The organism is Brevundimonas diminuta, assembly GCF_022654015.1.
Lineage (GTDB): Bacteria > Pseudomonadota > Alphaproteobacteria > Caulobacterales > Caulobacteraceae > Brevundimonas > Brevundimonas diminuta_C.
In genome coordinates, this window is sequence record NZ_CP073063.1 from 1,694,265 (window position 1) to 1,709,534 (window position 15,270).

Genomic DNA, 15,270 nt, shown 5'->3' on the forward strand with positions numbered 1-15,270 from the left:
TCTGGCGCGCGAATGCGACCCCGATGCGACGATCAGAGCAGGATCAGATGATCGGGCAACTCGTTGCGATTGTCGGCGCGCGGCGGAAAGTGGCGGGCCAGAACCTCGCCGCACAAACCGATGGCGGCGGCAAAGCCATCGACGGGGCGGTCGGCGCGCAGCTCGCGGGTCAGTACGGCGACGGCCTGAGCCCAGGCGTCCTCATCGACCTTGGCGTAGATGCCTTCATCGGCGATCAGTTCGACCTGATGTTCGTCCAGGGCCGCGAAGATCAGAACGCCCGTGCGCTCCTGCGTGACATGGACGCCTTGAGCCAGAAATTGCTGCAAGGCCGCCTCCCTGACGCGGCCGCGCCTGACGCCGGCGGGCGTCACGAGACGGCGCACGGCCGGGATACGGGTCATCAGAAAGACGCCGACGAAAACGACGGCCTGCGACAGCGCGTAAAGGCCCAGAGCCTGCGCCGTCGTGGCGTCCTGCGCGGCCTGGTGCGCTGCCTCCCAGCCATCGCTGGGCCAGCGAAGATCCAGCACGAACGGAACGAAGACGATCGGGGCCAAAAGCGCCATCGCCGCCGCCCAGGCCAGGCTGACGTCCACATAGGTCGAGACCCGACGCGAGACGACGCAGAAGATTTCACCCGATGTCTGACGCTCGGACGCCGCTATGGCTTCGGCGATGCGGGTGCGGTCGTTGTCCGTGATCTGCATCACCATCCCCCCGAGGCGCCGCCGCCACCGAAACTGCCGCCTCCGCCGCCGAACCCGCCACCGCCGAAGCCGCCGCCGCCGCCCCAACCGCCGCCGCCTCTGCCGGAGTTCCGCAGCGCCTCTGACGCCGCCCACAGCAGAACCGAGCTGACATTGCTGCGTCGTCCGCGCCCGGACCGCATGGCGATCAGGAAGATGAACAGGAAGAGCGCGGCGATTATGACCAGCGGAATGATGGAGTCGCCCTTGGTGTCGGCTTGCTCGGCTGCGGCGGCCTGGGCGCGCGCCTGCGCCTCCGCCGGGTCGAGCGAAAGCTGGGCGATCAGGGCGTCTACGCCCTTGATCACGCCGGCCTGGTAATCGCCGTCTCGAAACGACGGGAGGATGTCGTTGCGGATGACCTGGGACGAGAAGGCGTCGGTCAGAATGGGCTCCAACCCATAGCCGACCTCGACGCGGACCTTGCGTTCATTCGGCGCGACGATCAGCAGGGCGCCGTTGTCGTTTTCCTTCTGGCCGATGCCCCAGGCGCGACCCAACTGATAGCCGTAGTCCTCGATCTCCTGATCCTGAAGGCTGTTGACCGTCACGACGACCAACTGGTCGGTCGAACTGGCTTCAAGCGCCGCGAGCTTCTCGGTCAGGGCCTGTTCCGTCGCCGGGTCGAGCAGATTGGCCTGATCGACCACGCGGCCGGTCAGGGGCGGGAAGTCGATCTTTCTCTGAGCCGCCGCCGGCAGGACCAGCAGCAAGGCGATGACAAGGCTGAAAAGGAGGGCAGCGACGCCCGGCGAACGCCGCGCCGCCGCTTGAAGGTTTGTCACTGGGCGGGCGGGGTCGCGCCCGGCGCCACGGCCGGTGCGCCGCCGCCGGGCGCCGAAGCGTTGGCGGGCGGGGCGTTCAGATTGAAGTTGACCTGGGGCGCCGACTGGGCGGCGGCGGTGGCGGTGAACAACTGCATCGGCTGCGACCCGCCATGCAGGGTCTTGGCCCAGATCACCTGCGGGAACGTGCGAAGCGTCGTGTTGTAGTCGCGAACGGCCTCATTGTAGTCGCGGCGCGCGATCTGGATGCGGTTTTCGGTGCCTTCCAGTTGGGACTGCAGGGTCAGGAAGTTCTGATTGGCCTGAAGTTGCGGATAGGCCTCGACCGTGACCAGCAGGCGTGACAGGGCGCCGGACAGCTGGCTCTGGGCCTCCTGATACTGCTGGAAGGCCTGCGGATTATCGAGGTCGTCGGCCGAGACGTTGACCGAAGTGGCGCGGGCGCGGGCGTTGATGACGTCCGTCAGGGTGGTGCGTTCCTGGATCGCGGCGCCTTGAACCGTCGCGACCAGATTGGGGATCAGGTCGGCGCGGCGCTGATACTGGCTCTGCACATCGGCCCAGGCCGCCTCGGCGCGTTCCTGCTTGGTTGGAATGGTGTTGTAACCGCAGCCCGCCACGGCGGGGACGATCATCAGAGCACCGGTCAGAGCGACGGCGCGAGCGTTAAAGCGGACCATGACATCTCCCGTTCGGCGATAGCGCCGTTGAACGGGACTATTCACCGGCCCAATAAATGCATCAAGCGTCCAATGGCTCCGGTTGGAGATTGTTGAGGCGGCAGGCGGCAGAATAGGTGTTGGCCAACAAACAGGCGATGGTCATCGGGCCGACGCCCCCCGGCACCGGGGTGATGCGGCCCGCGGCCTCGACCGCCTCTTTGAAAGCGACATCGCCGACGACGCGGGTCTTGCCCTCGGCGGCCTTGACGGGATCGGCCGAGGGGACGCGGTTGATGCCCACGTCGATGACGGTCGCGCCTGGTTTGATCCAGTCGCCCTTGATGATCTCGGGCCGACCGACGGCGGCGACCAGAATGTCGGCGCGACGGCAGACGTCGGGCAGGTCGCGCGTGCGCGAATGGGCGACGGTGACCGTGCAGTTTTCGCCCAGCAGCAGTTGAGCCATCGGTTTGCCGACGATGTTGGAGCGGCCGACGATGACAGCGTTCAGGCCCGACAGATCGCCGAGCTGATCCTTCAAAAGCATCAGACAGCCCAAGGGGGTGCAGGGGACCAGACCCGGCAGGCCGACGGCCAGACGACCGGCGTTCACGACGTGAAAGCCGTCCACATCCTTGTCCGGTGAAATGGCGTCCAGAACCACCGTCGCGTCGATGTGGGCGGGCAGGGGCAGTTGCACCAGGATGCCGTGAATGCCGGCATCCGCATTCAACTTGGCGATCAGGGCCAGCAGTTCGTCCTGGCGGGTCGATTCGGCCAGGCGGTGGGTGTCGGAGCGCATGCCGGCGCGCAGCGTCGTCTCGCCCTTGTTGCGGACGTAGATCTGGCTGGCCGGGTCCTCGCCGACGATGACGACGGCCAGACCGGGTTTGACGCCGTGCGCGGCTTCCAGCCGGGCGACGGCCGCCCCGACGCGTTCCACCAGTGCGGCCGAGAAGGCCTTGCCGTCGATCAGGGTCGCAGGCGTGGATTGGGCCGACATGGCAGCTCCGTCTGGCGGGAAATCAGGATGGCGGCGATTTACAGCCGTCACGGTTCGGCGTCTATGATCCGCAGCCTATGCTGGAGGAATTCATGAACCGTCCGTCGCTCGCCGCCGCTGTCAGCACCCTGGCCCTTTTGTGGACGGTCGCGCCGGCCGTGGCCCAGGACGCGCAGCCGTTGCGTATCGGGGCCGATGTGAACGGCGCCCTGACGGACGGCGACGCCAAGGCGGCGGATGATGAATATCGCTATGACGACTATCGGTTCGAGGCGCGAGCGGGGCAGCGGCTGGAAGCCACGCTGAGGTCGGACGCTTTCGACGCCTATCTGGAAATCTATGCCGACGGCGCGGCGGGCGAGCCGCTGACGTCCGACGACGACGGATTGGGCGACGGCACCAATGCGCGGCTGCGCTTCACGCCGGAACAGGCGGGGACCTATGTTCTCAGAGCCCGGACGCTGAGCGGACTGGACGGCGGCGACTATCGTCTGTCGTTGCAGGAACGCCCGGCCGCACCGCGTGCGCCGCGACCCGGCGGTGTCCGCGTCGGGTCGACACAGAGCGGCGAACTGACGGCTCGCGATCCTGAGCAGGAAGACGGCGGCCGCTATGACGCCTACGCCTTCCGCGCCAACGCCGGCGATCGGTTCGTGGTGACGCTGGATTCCGAGGCTTTCGATCCCCTGGTGCGGGTGGGGCGGATGAACGGTCCCGATTTCGTGGAGATCAGTTCGAACGACGACGCGCCCGGCGGCGGGCTGAATTCGCGGCTGACCTTCTCGGCGCCGACGGACGGCGAATATGTGATCCGGGCCACGTCGCTGGAAGACGGGCTGGGTCGTTACGAACTGGGCCTAGCCGAGGCGCCGCCCGCGCCGCCGTCAAAGCCCGTCGCGATCGGTGACGAGATCAAGGGTGAGCTGGGCTCGGACAGCGCTACGAACGACGGCGGCCAGCGCGCGGAGACCTATCGCTTCACCGGAACGAACGGTCAGCGCGTCGCGATCGAAATGAAGTCGAGCGACTTCGACGCCTATCTGACGCTTCGCCGCGCATCGGACGATACCGTTCTGGCCGAGGACGACGACGGCGCCGGCTCGGGCACCGACGCCCGCATTGCGCGCACCTTGGACGCCGACGGCGACTACATCATCGAGGCGCGCGGGTTCAGCGACGAGGCCGAGGGCGACTATACGCTGAAGCTGACCGAAACCGCACCGCCGCCGCCGCCGACCACGGCGACCCTGGGTCAAACCGTGCAAGGCGAGATCACCGACGAGGATCCCCAGGGCGACGACGGCAAACGCTACGACGCCTATGCCTTTGCCGGAACGGAAGGTCAGCGTGTCCAGGCGATCCTGCGGTCCGGCGACTTCGACGCCTATCTGGAGATCGGCAAGGCCGAGGGTGAGTTCGAGGCCCTGGCCAGCGATGACGACGGCCTGGCCGAGGGCACGGACTCAAGGCTGAACTTCACCCTGCCGTCGGACGGGAATTATGTGGTTCGCGCCATGCCGCTGGATGCGGAGGGCAAGGGCCTCTATTCGCTGGAGCTGCTGGATCGCGGGCCAGAGCCCAAGCCCGGCAGCCTGCTGATCGGGTCGACCGTGCGCGGGACCCTGTCGAACAGCGCCGCGCTCAGCGACGAAGGCGCCTTCTTCAACGCCTACCGCTTCCAGGCCAAGGAGGACGAGAAGCTGCGTCTGACGATGGTGTCGAACGCCTTCGACTCCTTCATCGACCTGGGCAAGGAAGACGAAGACGGCGATTTCACCAGCCTGGCCACCGATGACGACAGCCTGTCCGACGCCCACGCCAAGCTGGATTGGACCACGCCGGACGACGGCTGGTACGTCGTGCGCGCCCGCGCCTATGGACCCAATCAGATCGGCGCCTATGCCCTGACGGTCGAGCGCCAACCGGCCGGCGCATCGACCTCGGCGCGCGATGATGCGCCCGTCGTCGTGGCGCCCAAATCGGGCGGCTGATCGACCTGTGAGGTTGCCAAGCGCGGGAACCGGCGTGTAGAGAGCCGCCTCCTGTTGGGGAGTAGCTTCCGGCGTTCGTCGTCGGGATCGCGTCAACATACTCGCGCTTGGGCGCGTGGCGCGATCAGCGGAACCACCGCCTAGCGAGACCAGCGTGTCCTGACGCCGCGACCGGCCGGTGCAGGACCGCTGTCACGCGTCCGGTCGAGTGTTGTTTCATGACCCCAGGCGCCATTGCCATTCTCTCGCTCAGCATGTCCACGGACGCCTTTGCGGCCGCCGTCGGACGCGGGGCGTCGCATCGACCTGTCATCAAGGACGCGGTAAAGGCCGGCCTAGTCTTCGGCGTCATCGAGGCGATTACGCCCCTGATCGGCTGGGGATTGGGCATCATCGCCGCCGGCCTGGTCGAAAAGGTGGATCACTGGATCGCCTTCACCCTGCTGCTGATCGTCGGCGGTAAGATGATCTGGGAAGGCGTCCAGCTGCGGGGCGCGGACGAGGATGAGGGGCCGCGCCGGTCCGGCCCTTGGGCGCTGGTTGCGACGGCGGTCGGAACCAGCATCGACGCCGCGGCCGTGGGCGTGGGGCTGGCCTTCATCGGGGCCAATATCTGGGTGATCGCCGCCTCGATCGGTTTCACCACCTTTATCCTGACTACGATCGGCATGCTGATCGGCAAGGCCGTGGGCACGCGCTTCGGCAAGACGGCCGAGATCATCGGCGGCATCGCCCTGATCGGTCTGGGCTCGGCCATCCTGATGGAACACCTGGGCGTTCTTGGCGGCTGAGCCGGATCAGGCCGAGGGCAGCAGGTCCGCCGCGAAGGGTCGATAACGACCGGCGCGCACGGCGTCGGTCGCGCGAGCGATGTCCGGGGCGAAATAGTGGTCGCTGGCGTAGGGGGCGGCAGCCTCGCGGACGATGGCGAAGACCTGTTCCAGCGCCGGCGAGCTAGTGAGCGGCCGATGGAACTCCAGTCCCTGCGCTGCAGCGAGAAGCTCGATGCCGACCACCGTCGCCGTATTCTCCGCCATGTCCAGCAGGCGGCGGGCGCCGTGGGTGGCCATGCTGACATGGTCTTCCTGATTGGCGCTGGTCGGCACGGTGTCCACGCTGCATGGGTGGGCGACCATGCGATTCTCGGCGATCAGGGCGGCGGCCGTCACCTGGGCGATCATGAAGCCGGAGTTCAGGCCGCTCTCCTTGACCAGAAAGGCCGGCAGTTCGCTCATCTTGGGATCGACCAGGATCGAGGTGCGGCGTTCGGAGATATTGCCGATCTCGCACAGAGCCATGGCGATCTGATCGGCAGCGAAAGCAACGGGTTCGGCGTGGAAGTTGCCGCTCGAAACGACGTCACCATCCTGGATGAAGACCAGTGGATTGTCGGTCACGGCGTTGGCCTCGCGCGCTAGCGCAGCGGCGGCGCTGGTCAGCACATCGAGGATCGCGCCCATGACCTGGGGCTGGCAGCGCAGGGAGTAGGGGTCCTGGACCTTGGAGCAGTCGTCGCGGTGACTGTCGCGGATGGCGGAGCCGGCCATCAACTCGCGCAGGCGGGCGGCGACGGCGATCTGGCCCGGTTGGCCGCGCAGCGCGTGGATGCGATGATCGAACGGCGAGTCGGACCCTTTCAGCGCATCGACCGACAAGGCCCCGGCGGCGATCCCGGCGGCGAACGCCGCCTCTGCCGCGAACAGACCCGCCAAGGCCAGCGCTGTCGAACACTGGGTGCCGTTCAGCAGGGCCAAGCCTTCCTTCGGGCCGAGCGTCAGGGGAGTGAGGCCGACCTTCGCCAGAGCCGTTTCGGCCTTCAACGTCTCGCCGTTCAGCCGCGCCTCGCCCACGCCCATCAGGACGCAGGACATATGGGCCAGCGGCGCCAGGTCGCCCGAGGCGCCGACCGATCCCTTGGATGGAATGCAGGGCAGGACGTCCGCGTTGACCAGGGCGATCAGGGCCTCCAGCGTTTCGCGCCGAACACCCGAGGCGCCGCGCGACAGACTGGCGATCTTCAGCACCATCATAAGACGGGTCACCGCATCCGGCAGCAGCGGCCCGACCCCGCAGGCGTGGCTGAGAACCAGATTACGCTGCAGCGTCTCCAGATCTTCAGGCGCGATGGAGGTGTTGGCCAGCAGGCCGAAGCCGGTGTTGACGCCATAGACGGTGCGCCCCTCGGCCACGATGGCGGCGATGGTCGCTGCGCCCTTGTCCACATCGGCCCAAGCGGCCGGCGTCAGTGAAACGGTAGCGGGGCCCTCCAGCACCGCACGAAGCTGAGTAAGCGTGAGAGACGACTGGCCGAGAGTGATCGCGGTCATGGTTCAGGCCTTCAGGCTCGGAAGGTTCAGTTCGTGCTCGCGCGCGGCCGCACGGGCGATCTCATAGCCGGCGTCGGCGTGACGCATGACGCCGGTGGCGGGGTCATTCCACAGCACCCGCTCAAGCCGTTGGGCGGCCTCCGGGGTCCCGTCCGCGACGATGACAACGCCCGAGTGCTGTGAATAGCCCATACCGACACCGCCGCCGTGGTGCAGCGACACCCAGCTGGCGCCCGAGGCCGTGTTCAGAAGGGCGTTCAGCAGAGGCCAGTCGGAGATGGCGTCCGATCCGTCCATCATGGCCTCGGTCTCTCGGTTCGGGCTGGCGACCGACCCGCTGTCCAGGTGATCGCGGCCGATGACGATGGGGCCGGACAGTTCGCCCGACGCCACCATGTCGTTGAACATCAGACCGGCGCGGTGGCGGTCACCCAATCCGATCCAGCAGATGCGGGCAGGAAGTCCTTGAAAGGCAATGCGTTCACCCGCCATGTCGAGCCAGCGATGCAGACCCGCGTTGTCGGGGAACAGCCGCTTCATCGCCGCGTCTGTCTTTCTGATATCTTCCGGATCGCCGGTCAGGGCCGCCCAGCGGAACGGGCCGATGCCTCGACAGAACAGCGGGCGGATGTAGGCGGGCACGAAGCCGGGGAAGTCGAACGCGTTCGTCACCCCCGCGTCGAAGGCGACCTGACGAATGTTGTTGCCGTAGTCGGTGGTCGGCACGCCCATCGCCTGGAAGTCCAGCATGGCCTTCACATGGGCGACGATGGAGATGCGCGCGGCGGCGGCGACGCTGTTCGGATCACTGACGCGCTTGTCTTCCCACTCCGCGACGGTCCAGCCGGAGGGGAGATAGCCGTTGATCAGATCGTGCGCGCTGGTCTGGTCGGTGACCAGATCTGGCCGGATGCTGCGTCGGACCATTTCAGGCAACAGATTGGCTGCGTTGCCCAACAGGCCGATCGACAAGGGTTTCTTGTCGCGGAACGATTGCTCCAGCAGCGCCAAGGCCTCGTCCAGGGTTTCGGCCATGACATCGACGTAGCGCGTGCGCAGACGGAACTCGATGCGGCTGCGTTGGCATTCGATCGTGATGCAGGATGCGCCGGCCATGGTCGCGGCCAGAGGCTGGGCCCCGCCCATGCCGCCGAGGCCTGCGGTCAGGATCCACTTGCCCGACCAGTCGCCGCCGTAGTGCTGGCGGCCGGCCTCCATGAAGGTCTCGTAGGTGCCTTGGACGATACCCTGGGTGCCGATGTAAATCCACGACCCGGCGGTCATCTGGCCGTACATGGCCAGGCCCTTGCGATCCAGTTCGTTGAAATGCTCCCAGGTCGCCCATTTCGGCACCAGGTTGGAATTGGCGATCAGCACGCGCGGGGCTTCGGCATGGGTGCGGAAGACTCCGACCGGCTTGCCGGATTGAACCAGCAGGGTTTCGTCGGCCTCCAGCGCTTGCAGGGTTTCCACGATCCTGTCGAACGCCGCCCAATCCCGCGCCGCCTTGCCAATGCCGCCATAGACGACGAGGTCCTGGGGCCGCTCGGCCACCTCGGGATCCAGGTTGTTCATCAGCATCCGCATGGCCGCCTCCGCGGCCCAGGTCTTGGCGGTCTTTTCGGGTCCACGCGGGCTGCGGACGATCCGGGCGTTGGACGTGTTCATCGTTGGCTCTCGGCGAAGGCGATGCAGGCGGTCAGGACGCGGCGCAGATGGGCGCGCATCGGCTCGGCGCGGTCCGGCTGGTAGGGGCTGGGCCAGTTGTCGGGCGACACCGGGCCGGTGGGATCAAGGATGTAGCCACGGTCCGCCAGCTCCATCTGGATGGCGTGAACGTCTGCGTCGGATTGGCCGTAATGGCGCGTGGTCCAGCCGCCCTTGAATCGGCCGTTGACGACGACGCTGTCGCCGCTGATCGCACAGGCTTTTTCGACAGCCTGGGTCAGGTCGCCGGCGCAGGTGGCGCCGTCGTTGTCGCCGATATTGAACTGAGGCAGTTCGCCCTCGAACAGGCGCGGCACGACGGACCGGATCGAATGGGCGTCGTAGAGGACGACCGGACCTCGGTTGCGCAGTCGCTCCAGTTGGGCTTGCAGGGCGGCGTGATAGGGATCGAACCAGATCGCGCGTCGCTCGGCGATCTCGGCCGCGTCGGGTTCCTGACCTGCCTGATACAGCGGCTCGCCGTCGAAGGTCTCGGTCGGGCACAGGCCGGTCGTGGTCATGCCGGGGTAGAGAGAGACGCCCGACGGATCGCGATTCACGTCGATGACACTGCGCGACACGCCCGTTCGCACCAAGGTGGCGCCCATATCGATCGCGAAGTCGTACAGCCGATCCACCCACCAGTCCGCGTCCTTGCGGGCCAGCCAGGATGAAGTCATCCGCGCCTCGATGGCGGCCGGAATGTCGGTGCCTGTGTGCGGCAGGCCGATCACCATCGGCGCCGAACCTTCGTGGATGGTCAGCCAGTCCTGCATCCGTTCGGCCTCCCTCGCCAAATCGATCCATCGTGGTATGTCTAGACATATTGATCGGAACGACACGGACCTGTCCAGTGACCCTTCAGCCGCAGCCTGTGGATCGCACCCTCTGGTTCGAAGCGGCCCTATTGCCGGACGGCTGGGCGCGCGACGTCCGCATCGGCATCGCGGGCGGGCGGATTGTCAGTCTGGAAACCGCCGTGGCGCGTAGCCCGGCGGACGAAGGGGGCGGTGTCGCCCTGCCCGGCGTAGCCAACGTGCACAGCCACGCCTTTCAGCGCGCCATGGCGGGTCTGACCGAGGCGCGCGGGCCTTCGGACGACGACTTCTGGACGTGGCGCGAGCTGATGTACCGCTTCCTGGATCGGGGCGGGCCGGAAGAGATCGAGGCCATCACCGCCCTGGCCTTCATGGAAATGCTGGAGGGCGGCTTCACCCGCGTCGCCGAGTTCCATTATCTGCACAACGACCCGTCGGGAGTGGTCTATTCGGACCGGGCCGAGATCGCAGCGCGGATCATGACGGCGGCGCAGGCGACGGGCATCGCCCTGACCCTGCTGCCGGTCTTCTACGCCCATGCCGGGTTTGGGGGACAGCCGTCGGCGCATGGACAGCGGCGCTTCATGAACGACCTGGACGGTTTCGCCGATCTGGTCACGCGATGCCGGGCCCTGGCCGCCGATCTGCCCGACGCCGTGGTCGGGGTCGCGCCGCACAGCCTGCGCGCCGTCAGCCCTGATGAACTGACGGCCATACCTGCGCTGGCGGGCGACGGTCCGATCCATATCCATGTCGCCGAACAGACCAAGGAGGTCGCGGACTGCCTGGCCTGGTCTGGCGCGCGGCCGGTAGAATGGCTCCTGGCCAATGCGCCGGTCGATTCTCGCTGGTGCCTGATCCACTCCACCCATGTGACTGAAGCCGAGTGGCGCGGCGTCGTGGCGCGCGGCGCCGTCGTCGGCCTGTGCCCGATCACGGAGGCTAATCTGGGCGACGGCGTCTTCCCGGCGGTCGATTTCACGCGCGCCGGCGGGCGGTTCGGCATCGGAACCGATTCCAACGTGCAGATCGGCGTCGCAGAGGAACTGCAAATGCTGGAATACAGTCAGCGGCTGGCGCTTCGCGGTCGCGCGGTGATGGCGGACCCTGAACGCTCGACGGGCCGCGCCTTGTTTGATCGCGCGCTGGCGGGCGGCGTCCAGGCGACGGGCGCGGCATCGGGGCTGAGCGTCGGGGCGTCGGCGGACATCGTATCGCTGGATACAAGCGGCGTCGCGTTTGCGGGACGGTCGGGCGATGCGGTGCTCGACAGCTGGATCTTCGGCGCGCCGACGGGCTCAATCCGTTCGGTTTGGTGCGCAGGGCGGGAGGTCGTGAAAAACGGCCGCCATATCGCCCGAGACAACATTGAGGCGCGCTATCGCAAGGCCTTGTCGGCGGTGTTGGGGTGAGCCTGCATCGCCGCATCTACGCCGATCTGGAGGGGCTTATCCTGTCCGGCGAGCTATCGCCCGGCGATCGCATTCCGTTCGAGCATGAGCTAACCGAACGCTACGGCTGTTCACGCATGACGGTGTCCAAAGCCATTTCGGAACTGGCGGGGCGGGGGCTGTTGATGCGCCGACGTCGCGCCGGCACCTTCGTCGCCCAGCCCAAGGCCCACGCCGCCGTCCTGGCTATTCCCGACCTGCGGGCAGAGGTGATCGAGCGCGGGCAGGCTTACGGCTACGTCCTCCTTGAGCGGATAGAACGTGAGCCGGACGGTGAGGACGAAATCGAACTGGCGTCGGGTGGTCTTCTGCTCGATCTGACCTGTCTGCACAGCGCCGACGGCGCGCCCCTGGCCTTGGAACATCGGCTCATCGCGCTCGGCGCGGCGCCTCAAGCCATAGACGTGGACTTTCATGTGATTCCACCGGGAAGCTGGCTGCTGGACTCGGCGCCATGGACTGAGGCTGAGAACCGCATTTCAGCGATCGCGGCGGACGCCCGCGCTGCCCGCCTACTGGAACTCAAGCCGGGCGCCGCCTGTCTATGCGTCGAGCGGCGGACATGGCGGGACGGACAGGGGGTGACGCGGGTGTGGCAGACCTTCCCCGGCGACCGCTACGATCTGGTGGCGCGCTTCTCGTCAGCCCATTCACCCGTTCTGGCCAAGGAGCCTCGCCGATGAAGGCCGACCGTCTGCTGATCGACTGTCATGTCGCCACCATGGTCGAGGGACCGGTTCCTTATGGCGCCATCCAGGACGCCGCCGTGGTCGTCGCCGATGGCCGCATCGCCTGGGTGGGACCGCGCGCTGACCTGCCGGCTGTAGAGGCGGTTGAAACCCAGCGTCTGGAGGGGGGATGGGTCACGCCTGGCCTGATCGACTGCCACACCCATTTGGTGTTCGGCGGCGACCGTTCGGCCGAGTTCGAACAGCGGCTGGGCGGCGCGACCTATGAGGAGATCGCGCGGGCCGGCGGAGGCATCGTCTCGTCCGTGAAGGCCACGCGCGCCGCGTCGGAGGATGACCTGTTCGCCTCCGCCATGACACGTCTGGCGGGGCTGAAGGCCACCGGGGTCACCACCGTCGAGATCAAGTCCGGCTATGGTCTGGACCTTGAGACCGAGTTGAAGATGCTGCGTGTTGCGCGTCGGATAGGGCGCGAGGGCGGGGTGCGTGTCCGCACTAGCTACCTGGGCCTGCATGCCGTGCCGCCTGAATATCGCGACGACCGGGCGGCCTATGTTGATTTGGCCATCGAAGACATCCTGCCCGCCGCCCATGCCGAAGGTCTGATCGATGCGGTCGACGCCTATTGCGAGCCCATCGCCTTCTCGACCGCAGAAGTGTCGCGCCTGTTCGACAAGGCGCGCGCGCTGGGGCTACCGGTCAAACTGCACGCCGACCAGTTATCGAACGGCGGTGGTGCTGCCCTTGCGGCGCGCTATCAGGCCCTGTCGGCCGATCACATCGAACATGCGACCGAGGAGGGCGTCGCCGCCATGGCCGCCGCGGGTGTGGTCGCCGTCCTTTTGCCCGGCGCCTATCTGATGCTGCGCGAGACCCAGCCGCCGCCCATCGATCTCCTGCGCCGCCACGGCGTGCGCATGGCCGTCGCCACCGACTGCAATCCCGGAACATCGCCATTGGCCTCCATGACCGCCGCGCTCAATCTGGCGTGCGTCCAGTTTCGCCTGACACCGGAAGAGGCCTTGGCCGGCGCAACGCGGGAGGCGGCGAGGGCGCTGGGTCTGCTTGACGAAATCGGCACTTTGGAACTGGGCAAGGCTGCCGACCTCGCCGTCTGGGACATCTCGCGGCCGGCCGAGCTTTGCTACTGGATAGGCAAGTCCATGCTTTACTTCAGCACTAGGGCGAGTTTTTTTTAGATCTCGGCGACGCCCATGGCCTTCATCAGGGCGTCGCGGATGGCGGCTTCGGTGAAAGGCTTCTGGATCGTGGGTTGGCCGCGCCATTCGTCGGGCAAACCGCCTTCGCCGTAGCCGGTTGAAAAGACGAACGGCACGCCGCGTTCCTTCAGCGCCTCCGCTACGGGAAAGACCTGACGACCGGCGACGTTCACGTCCAGCAGGGCGGCGTCGAGATTGTCCGTCTCTCGAGCCAGTTTTTGGCCGTCGTCAACATTGGAGGCGGGACCGATCGGCACGCATTCCATGTCTTCCAGAATGGTTTCCAGAAGCATGGCCACTAGGGATTCGTCCTCGACCACGAGGACACGGCGACCGGTCAGAGGTTGAGTCATTGTGCGGCCGTCCTGTCCAGTGGAACCGTCAGTTCCGCGATCAATCCATCGGTGGCGTAGACCAGATCGATCTCGCCCGCCAGATCATGTCGAATGTTTCGTTCAATCAAGCGGCTACCGAAGCCTCTTCTTTCCGGAGCCGTAACCTTCGGGCCGCCGATCTCTCGCCAGCTCAGCTTCAGTTTCCGGTCGCGCTGATCCGCTAGGCCCCAGTCGATGAGGATGCGACCGTCCGGGGTATGAAGCGCGCCATATTTGGCGGCATTCGTCGCGAGCTCATGGAAGATCATGCCCAAAGACAGGACGACGGCCGGCTCCAGCGACACCGGCGGTCCATTCAGGCTTATGCGGGTCGGCCCGTAAGCTTCAGTTTCATGTTCCAGGATGGCGCGCAGGTCGGCGCCCTCCCAATGGCTTTGCGTCAGCAGATTGTGGGTGTGCGACAGCGCCATGATCCGGGACTGGAAGGTCTCGGCGAAGCTGGCGGGGTCGGTGTTGGAACGGGCCGTCTGGATCGCGATGGATTGGACCGTGGCCAGGGTGTTCTTCACGCGGTGGTTCAGTTCGTCGATCATCAACTTCTGACGCTGGGCGGCCAAGACGTTTTCGGTGATGTCGTGGCCCTGAACGAAGATACCCACGACCGCGCCCGCATCGTCTCGGATCGGTTGATAGATGAAGTTGAGATAGACGGTTTCGAGCAGCCCGTCCGGCTTGCGCTGCAGTTGGGCCGCGCTTTCGCGGCCTTCATAGGGTTCGCCTGTGGCGAAGACGCTATCGAGAAACTCGTAGAAGCCTTGGCCTTCCAGTTCCGGCAGGGCCTGCCTGACGGGCTTTCCGGCAATATCCCTGTGACCGATGAGTTGGCTGTAGGCGTCGTTATGCATCTGAAACCGGTGATCCGGCCCGGACAGGATGGCGACGAAGCCAGGGGCCTGCATGAACATTTCGACGAGGCGATTGCGCTCGGTCTCCAGGCGACGATTGTCCTCCTGGACGGATTGAGCCCGGCGCAGGACCGAGCCGCCGACGATGGCGTCCAGCGCGGTGGTCGGCTCATCCGGGCGGATCACGGGCGCCAGGTCCGTCACATCCGTGGTGTGTTGAAGCAGCATGACCACTTCGCCGTCGCCGTTCAGGATGGGCGTATGGGTGGCGCTCCACAGACGTTCCTCAAAACCCTCGGTGCCGTCAGCCAGCACTCGAGGCATCGAAAAGCGCACCACGGCGAGATGATCGCGTTGTCGTGTGTCTCGCGCCTTTTCAAGCGAGGCGCGGACCTGTCGAACATTCTCAGGGGCATCGGATCCGGGGCCGGAGTCAAAGGCGGCAAAGAGCGGCTGACCCAGCACATCGCTGCGCTTGGCTCCGGTCACATCCATATAGGCCTGGTTGACTTCTGCGATGCGCAGGTCAGGCGTGAGCAGCACATACGGATTGGGCGAAGCCTCAAAGGCCGCGCCCAGATCGACGGTCAGGTCGCTTGATTTCACTGTTTCGTTCAACGCCTACCCC

Annotated in this window: 14 protein-coding genes and 1 riboswitch; of the genes, 5 read left to right on the plus strand and 9 right to left on the minus strand. The window is 66.3% G+C overall.

From position 1 onward, the window contains the following. Window positions 1–32: 32 nt before the first annotated feature. The 4 genes from KAK88_RS08360 to folD all read right to left on the minus strand — a co-directional run bounded on the left by KAK88_RS08360 (window position 33) and on the right by folD (window position 3,199). Window positions 33–710, minus strand: coding sequence for a TPM domain-containing protein (locus KAK88_RS08360; protein WP_242076291.1), 678 nt, complete (start codon window positions 708–710; stop codon window positions 33–35). Further along, entirely contained in the window at window positions 710–1,534 is an 825-nt protein-coding gene (locus KAK88_RS08365; protein WP_242076292.1) for a TPM domain-containing protein, read from the minus strand. Before KAK88_RS08365 ends, KAK88_RS08360 begins: the two co-directional genes overlap by 1 nt. Further along, window positions 1,531–2,214: a LemA family protein gene (locus KAK88_RS08370; RefSeq protein WP_242076293.1), complete on the minus strand. Its 684-nt coding sequence runs from the start codon at window positions 2,212–2,214 to the stop codon at window positions 1,531–1,533. Before KAK88_RS08370 ends, KAK88_RS08365 begins: the two co-directional genes overlap by 4 nt. Window positions 2,215–2,275: 61 nt before the next feature. After that, entirely contained in the window at window positions 2,276–3,199 is a 924-nt protein-coding gene (gene folD, locus KAK88_RS08375) for a bifunctional methylenetetrahydrofolate dehydrogenase/methenyltetrahydrofolate cyclohydrolase FolD (RefSeq protein WP_242076294.1), read from the minus strand. A gap of 92 nt (window positions 3,200–3,291) precedes the next feature. Here folD and KAK88_RS08380 point away from each other — a divergent pair, with 92 nt between their 5' ends. Together KAK88_RS08380 and KAK88_RS08385 are read left to right on the plus strand one after the other, a co-directional pair. Further along, window positions 3,292–5,190, plus strand: a complete 1,899-nt coding sequence (locus KAK88_RS08380; RefSeq protein ID WP_242076295.1) for a PPC domain-containing protein — start codon at window positions 3,292–3,294, stop codon at window positions 5,188–5,190. A gap of 47 nt (window positions 5,191–5,237) precedes the next feature. Beyond that, window positions 5,238–5,381: riboswitch (yybP-ykoY riboswitch) on the plus strand. A gap of 27 nt (window positions 5,382–5,408) precedes the next feature. Beyond that, complete coding sequence (locus KAK88_RS08385) at window positions 5,409–5,981, plus strand: manganese efflux pump MntP (protein WP_242076296.1); 573 nt, start codon at window positions 5,409–5,411, stop codon at window positions 5,979–5,981. A 6-nt stretch (window positions 5,982–5,987) separates the two neighbouring features. Here the strand turns inward: KAK88_RS08385 and hutH are convergent, their stop codons facing one another. The 3 genes from hutH to hutG are packed head-to-tail and all read right to left on the minus strand — an operon-like array spanning window position 5,988 to window position 10,000. Continuing rightward, window positions 5,988–7,517, minus strand: a complete 1,530-nt coding sequence (gene hutH / locus KAK88_RS08390; protein WP_242076297.1) for a histidine ammonia-lyase — start codon at window positions 7,515–7,517, stop codon at window positions 5,988–5,990. Between the two features lie 3 nt (window positions 7,518–7,520). Further along, entirely contained in the window at window positions 7,521–9,185 is a 1,665-nt protein-coding gene (hutU, locus tag KAK88_RS08395; protein ID WP_242076298.1) for a urocanate hydratase, read from the minus strand. Further along, a complete protein-coding gene (hutG, locus tag KAK88_RS08400; protein ID WP_242076299.1) occupies window positions 9,182–10,000 on the minus strand; it encodes an N-formylglutamate deformylase in 819 nt (272 codons plus the stop codon). Before hutG ends, hutU begins: the two co-directional genes overlap by 4 nt. Before the next feature lie 77 nt (window positions 10,001–10,077). Here hutG and KAK88_RS08405 point away from each other — a divergent pair, with 77 nt between their 5' ends. The 3 genes from KAK88_RS08405 to hutI are packed head-to-tail and all read left to right on the plus strand — an operon-like array spanning window position 10,078 to window position 13,381. After that, window positions 10,078–11,454, plus strand: coding sequence for a formimidoylglutamate deiminase (locus tag KAK88_RS08405; RefSeq protein WP_242076300.1), 1,377 nt, complete (start codon window positions 10,078–10,080; stop codon window positions 11,452–11,454). Continuing rightward, window positions 11,451–12,176, plus strand: coding sequence for a histidine utilization repressor (hutC, locus tag KAK88_RS08410; protein WP_242076301.1), 726 nt, complete (start codon window positions 11,451–11,453; stop codon window positions 12,174–12,176). Before KAK88_RS08405 ends, hutC begins: the two co-directional genes overlap by 4 nt. Then, window positions 12,173–13,381, plus strand: coding sequence for an imidazolonepropionase (hutI, locus tag KAK88_RS08415; protein ID WP_242076302.1), 1,209 nt, complete (start codon window positions 12,173–12,175; stop codon window positions 13,379–13,381). The genes hutC and hutI overlap by 4 nt, the downstream gene beginning before the upstream one ends. On the opposite strand, the gene KAK88_RS08420 is transcribed toward hutI, so the two are convergent. Further along, window positions 13,378–13,755, minus strand: a complete 378-nt coding sequence (locus KAK88_RS08420; RefSeq protein ID WP_242076303.1) for a response regulator — start codon at window positions 13,753–13,755, stop codon at window positions 13,378–13,380. The two genes, hutI and KAK88_RS08420, sit on opposite strands and share 4 nt — an antisense overlap. Then, window positions 13,752–15,248, minus strand: a complete 1,497-nt coding sequence (locus KAK88_RS08425; protein ID WP_242076304.1) for a sensor histidine kinase — start codon at window positions 15,246–15,248, stop codon at window positions 13,752–13,754. Before KAK88_RS08425 ends, KAK88_RS08420 begins: the two co-directional genes overlap by 4 nt. Between the last annotated feature and the right edge of the window lie 22 nt (window positions 15,249–15,270).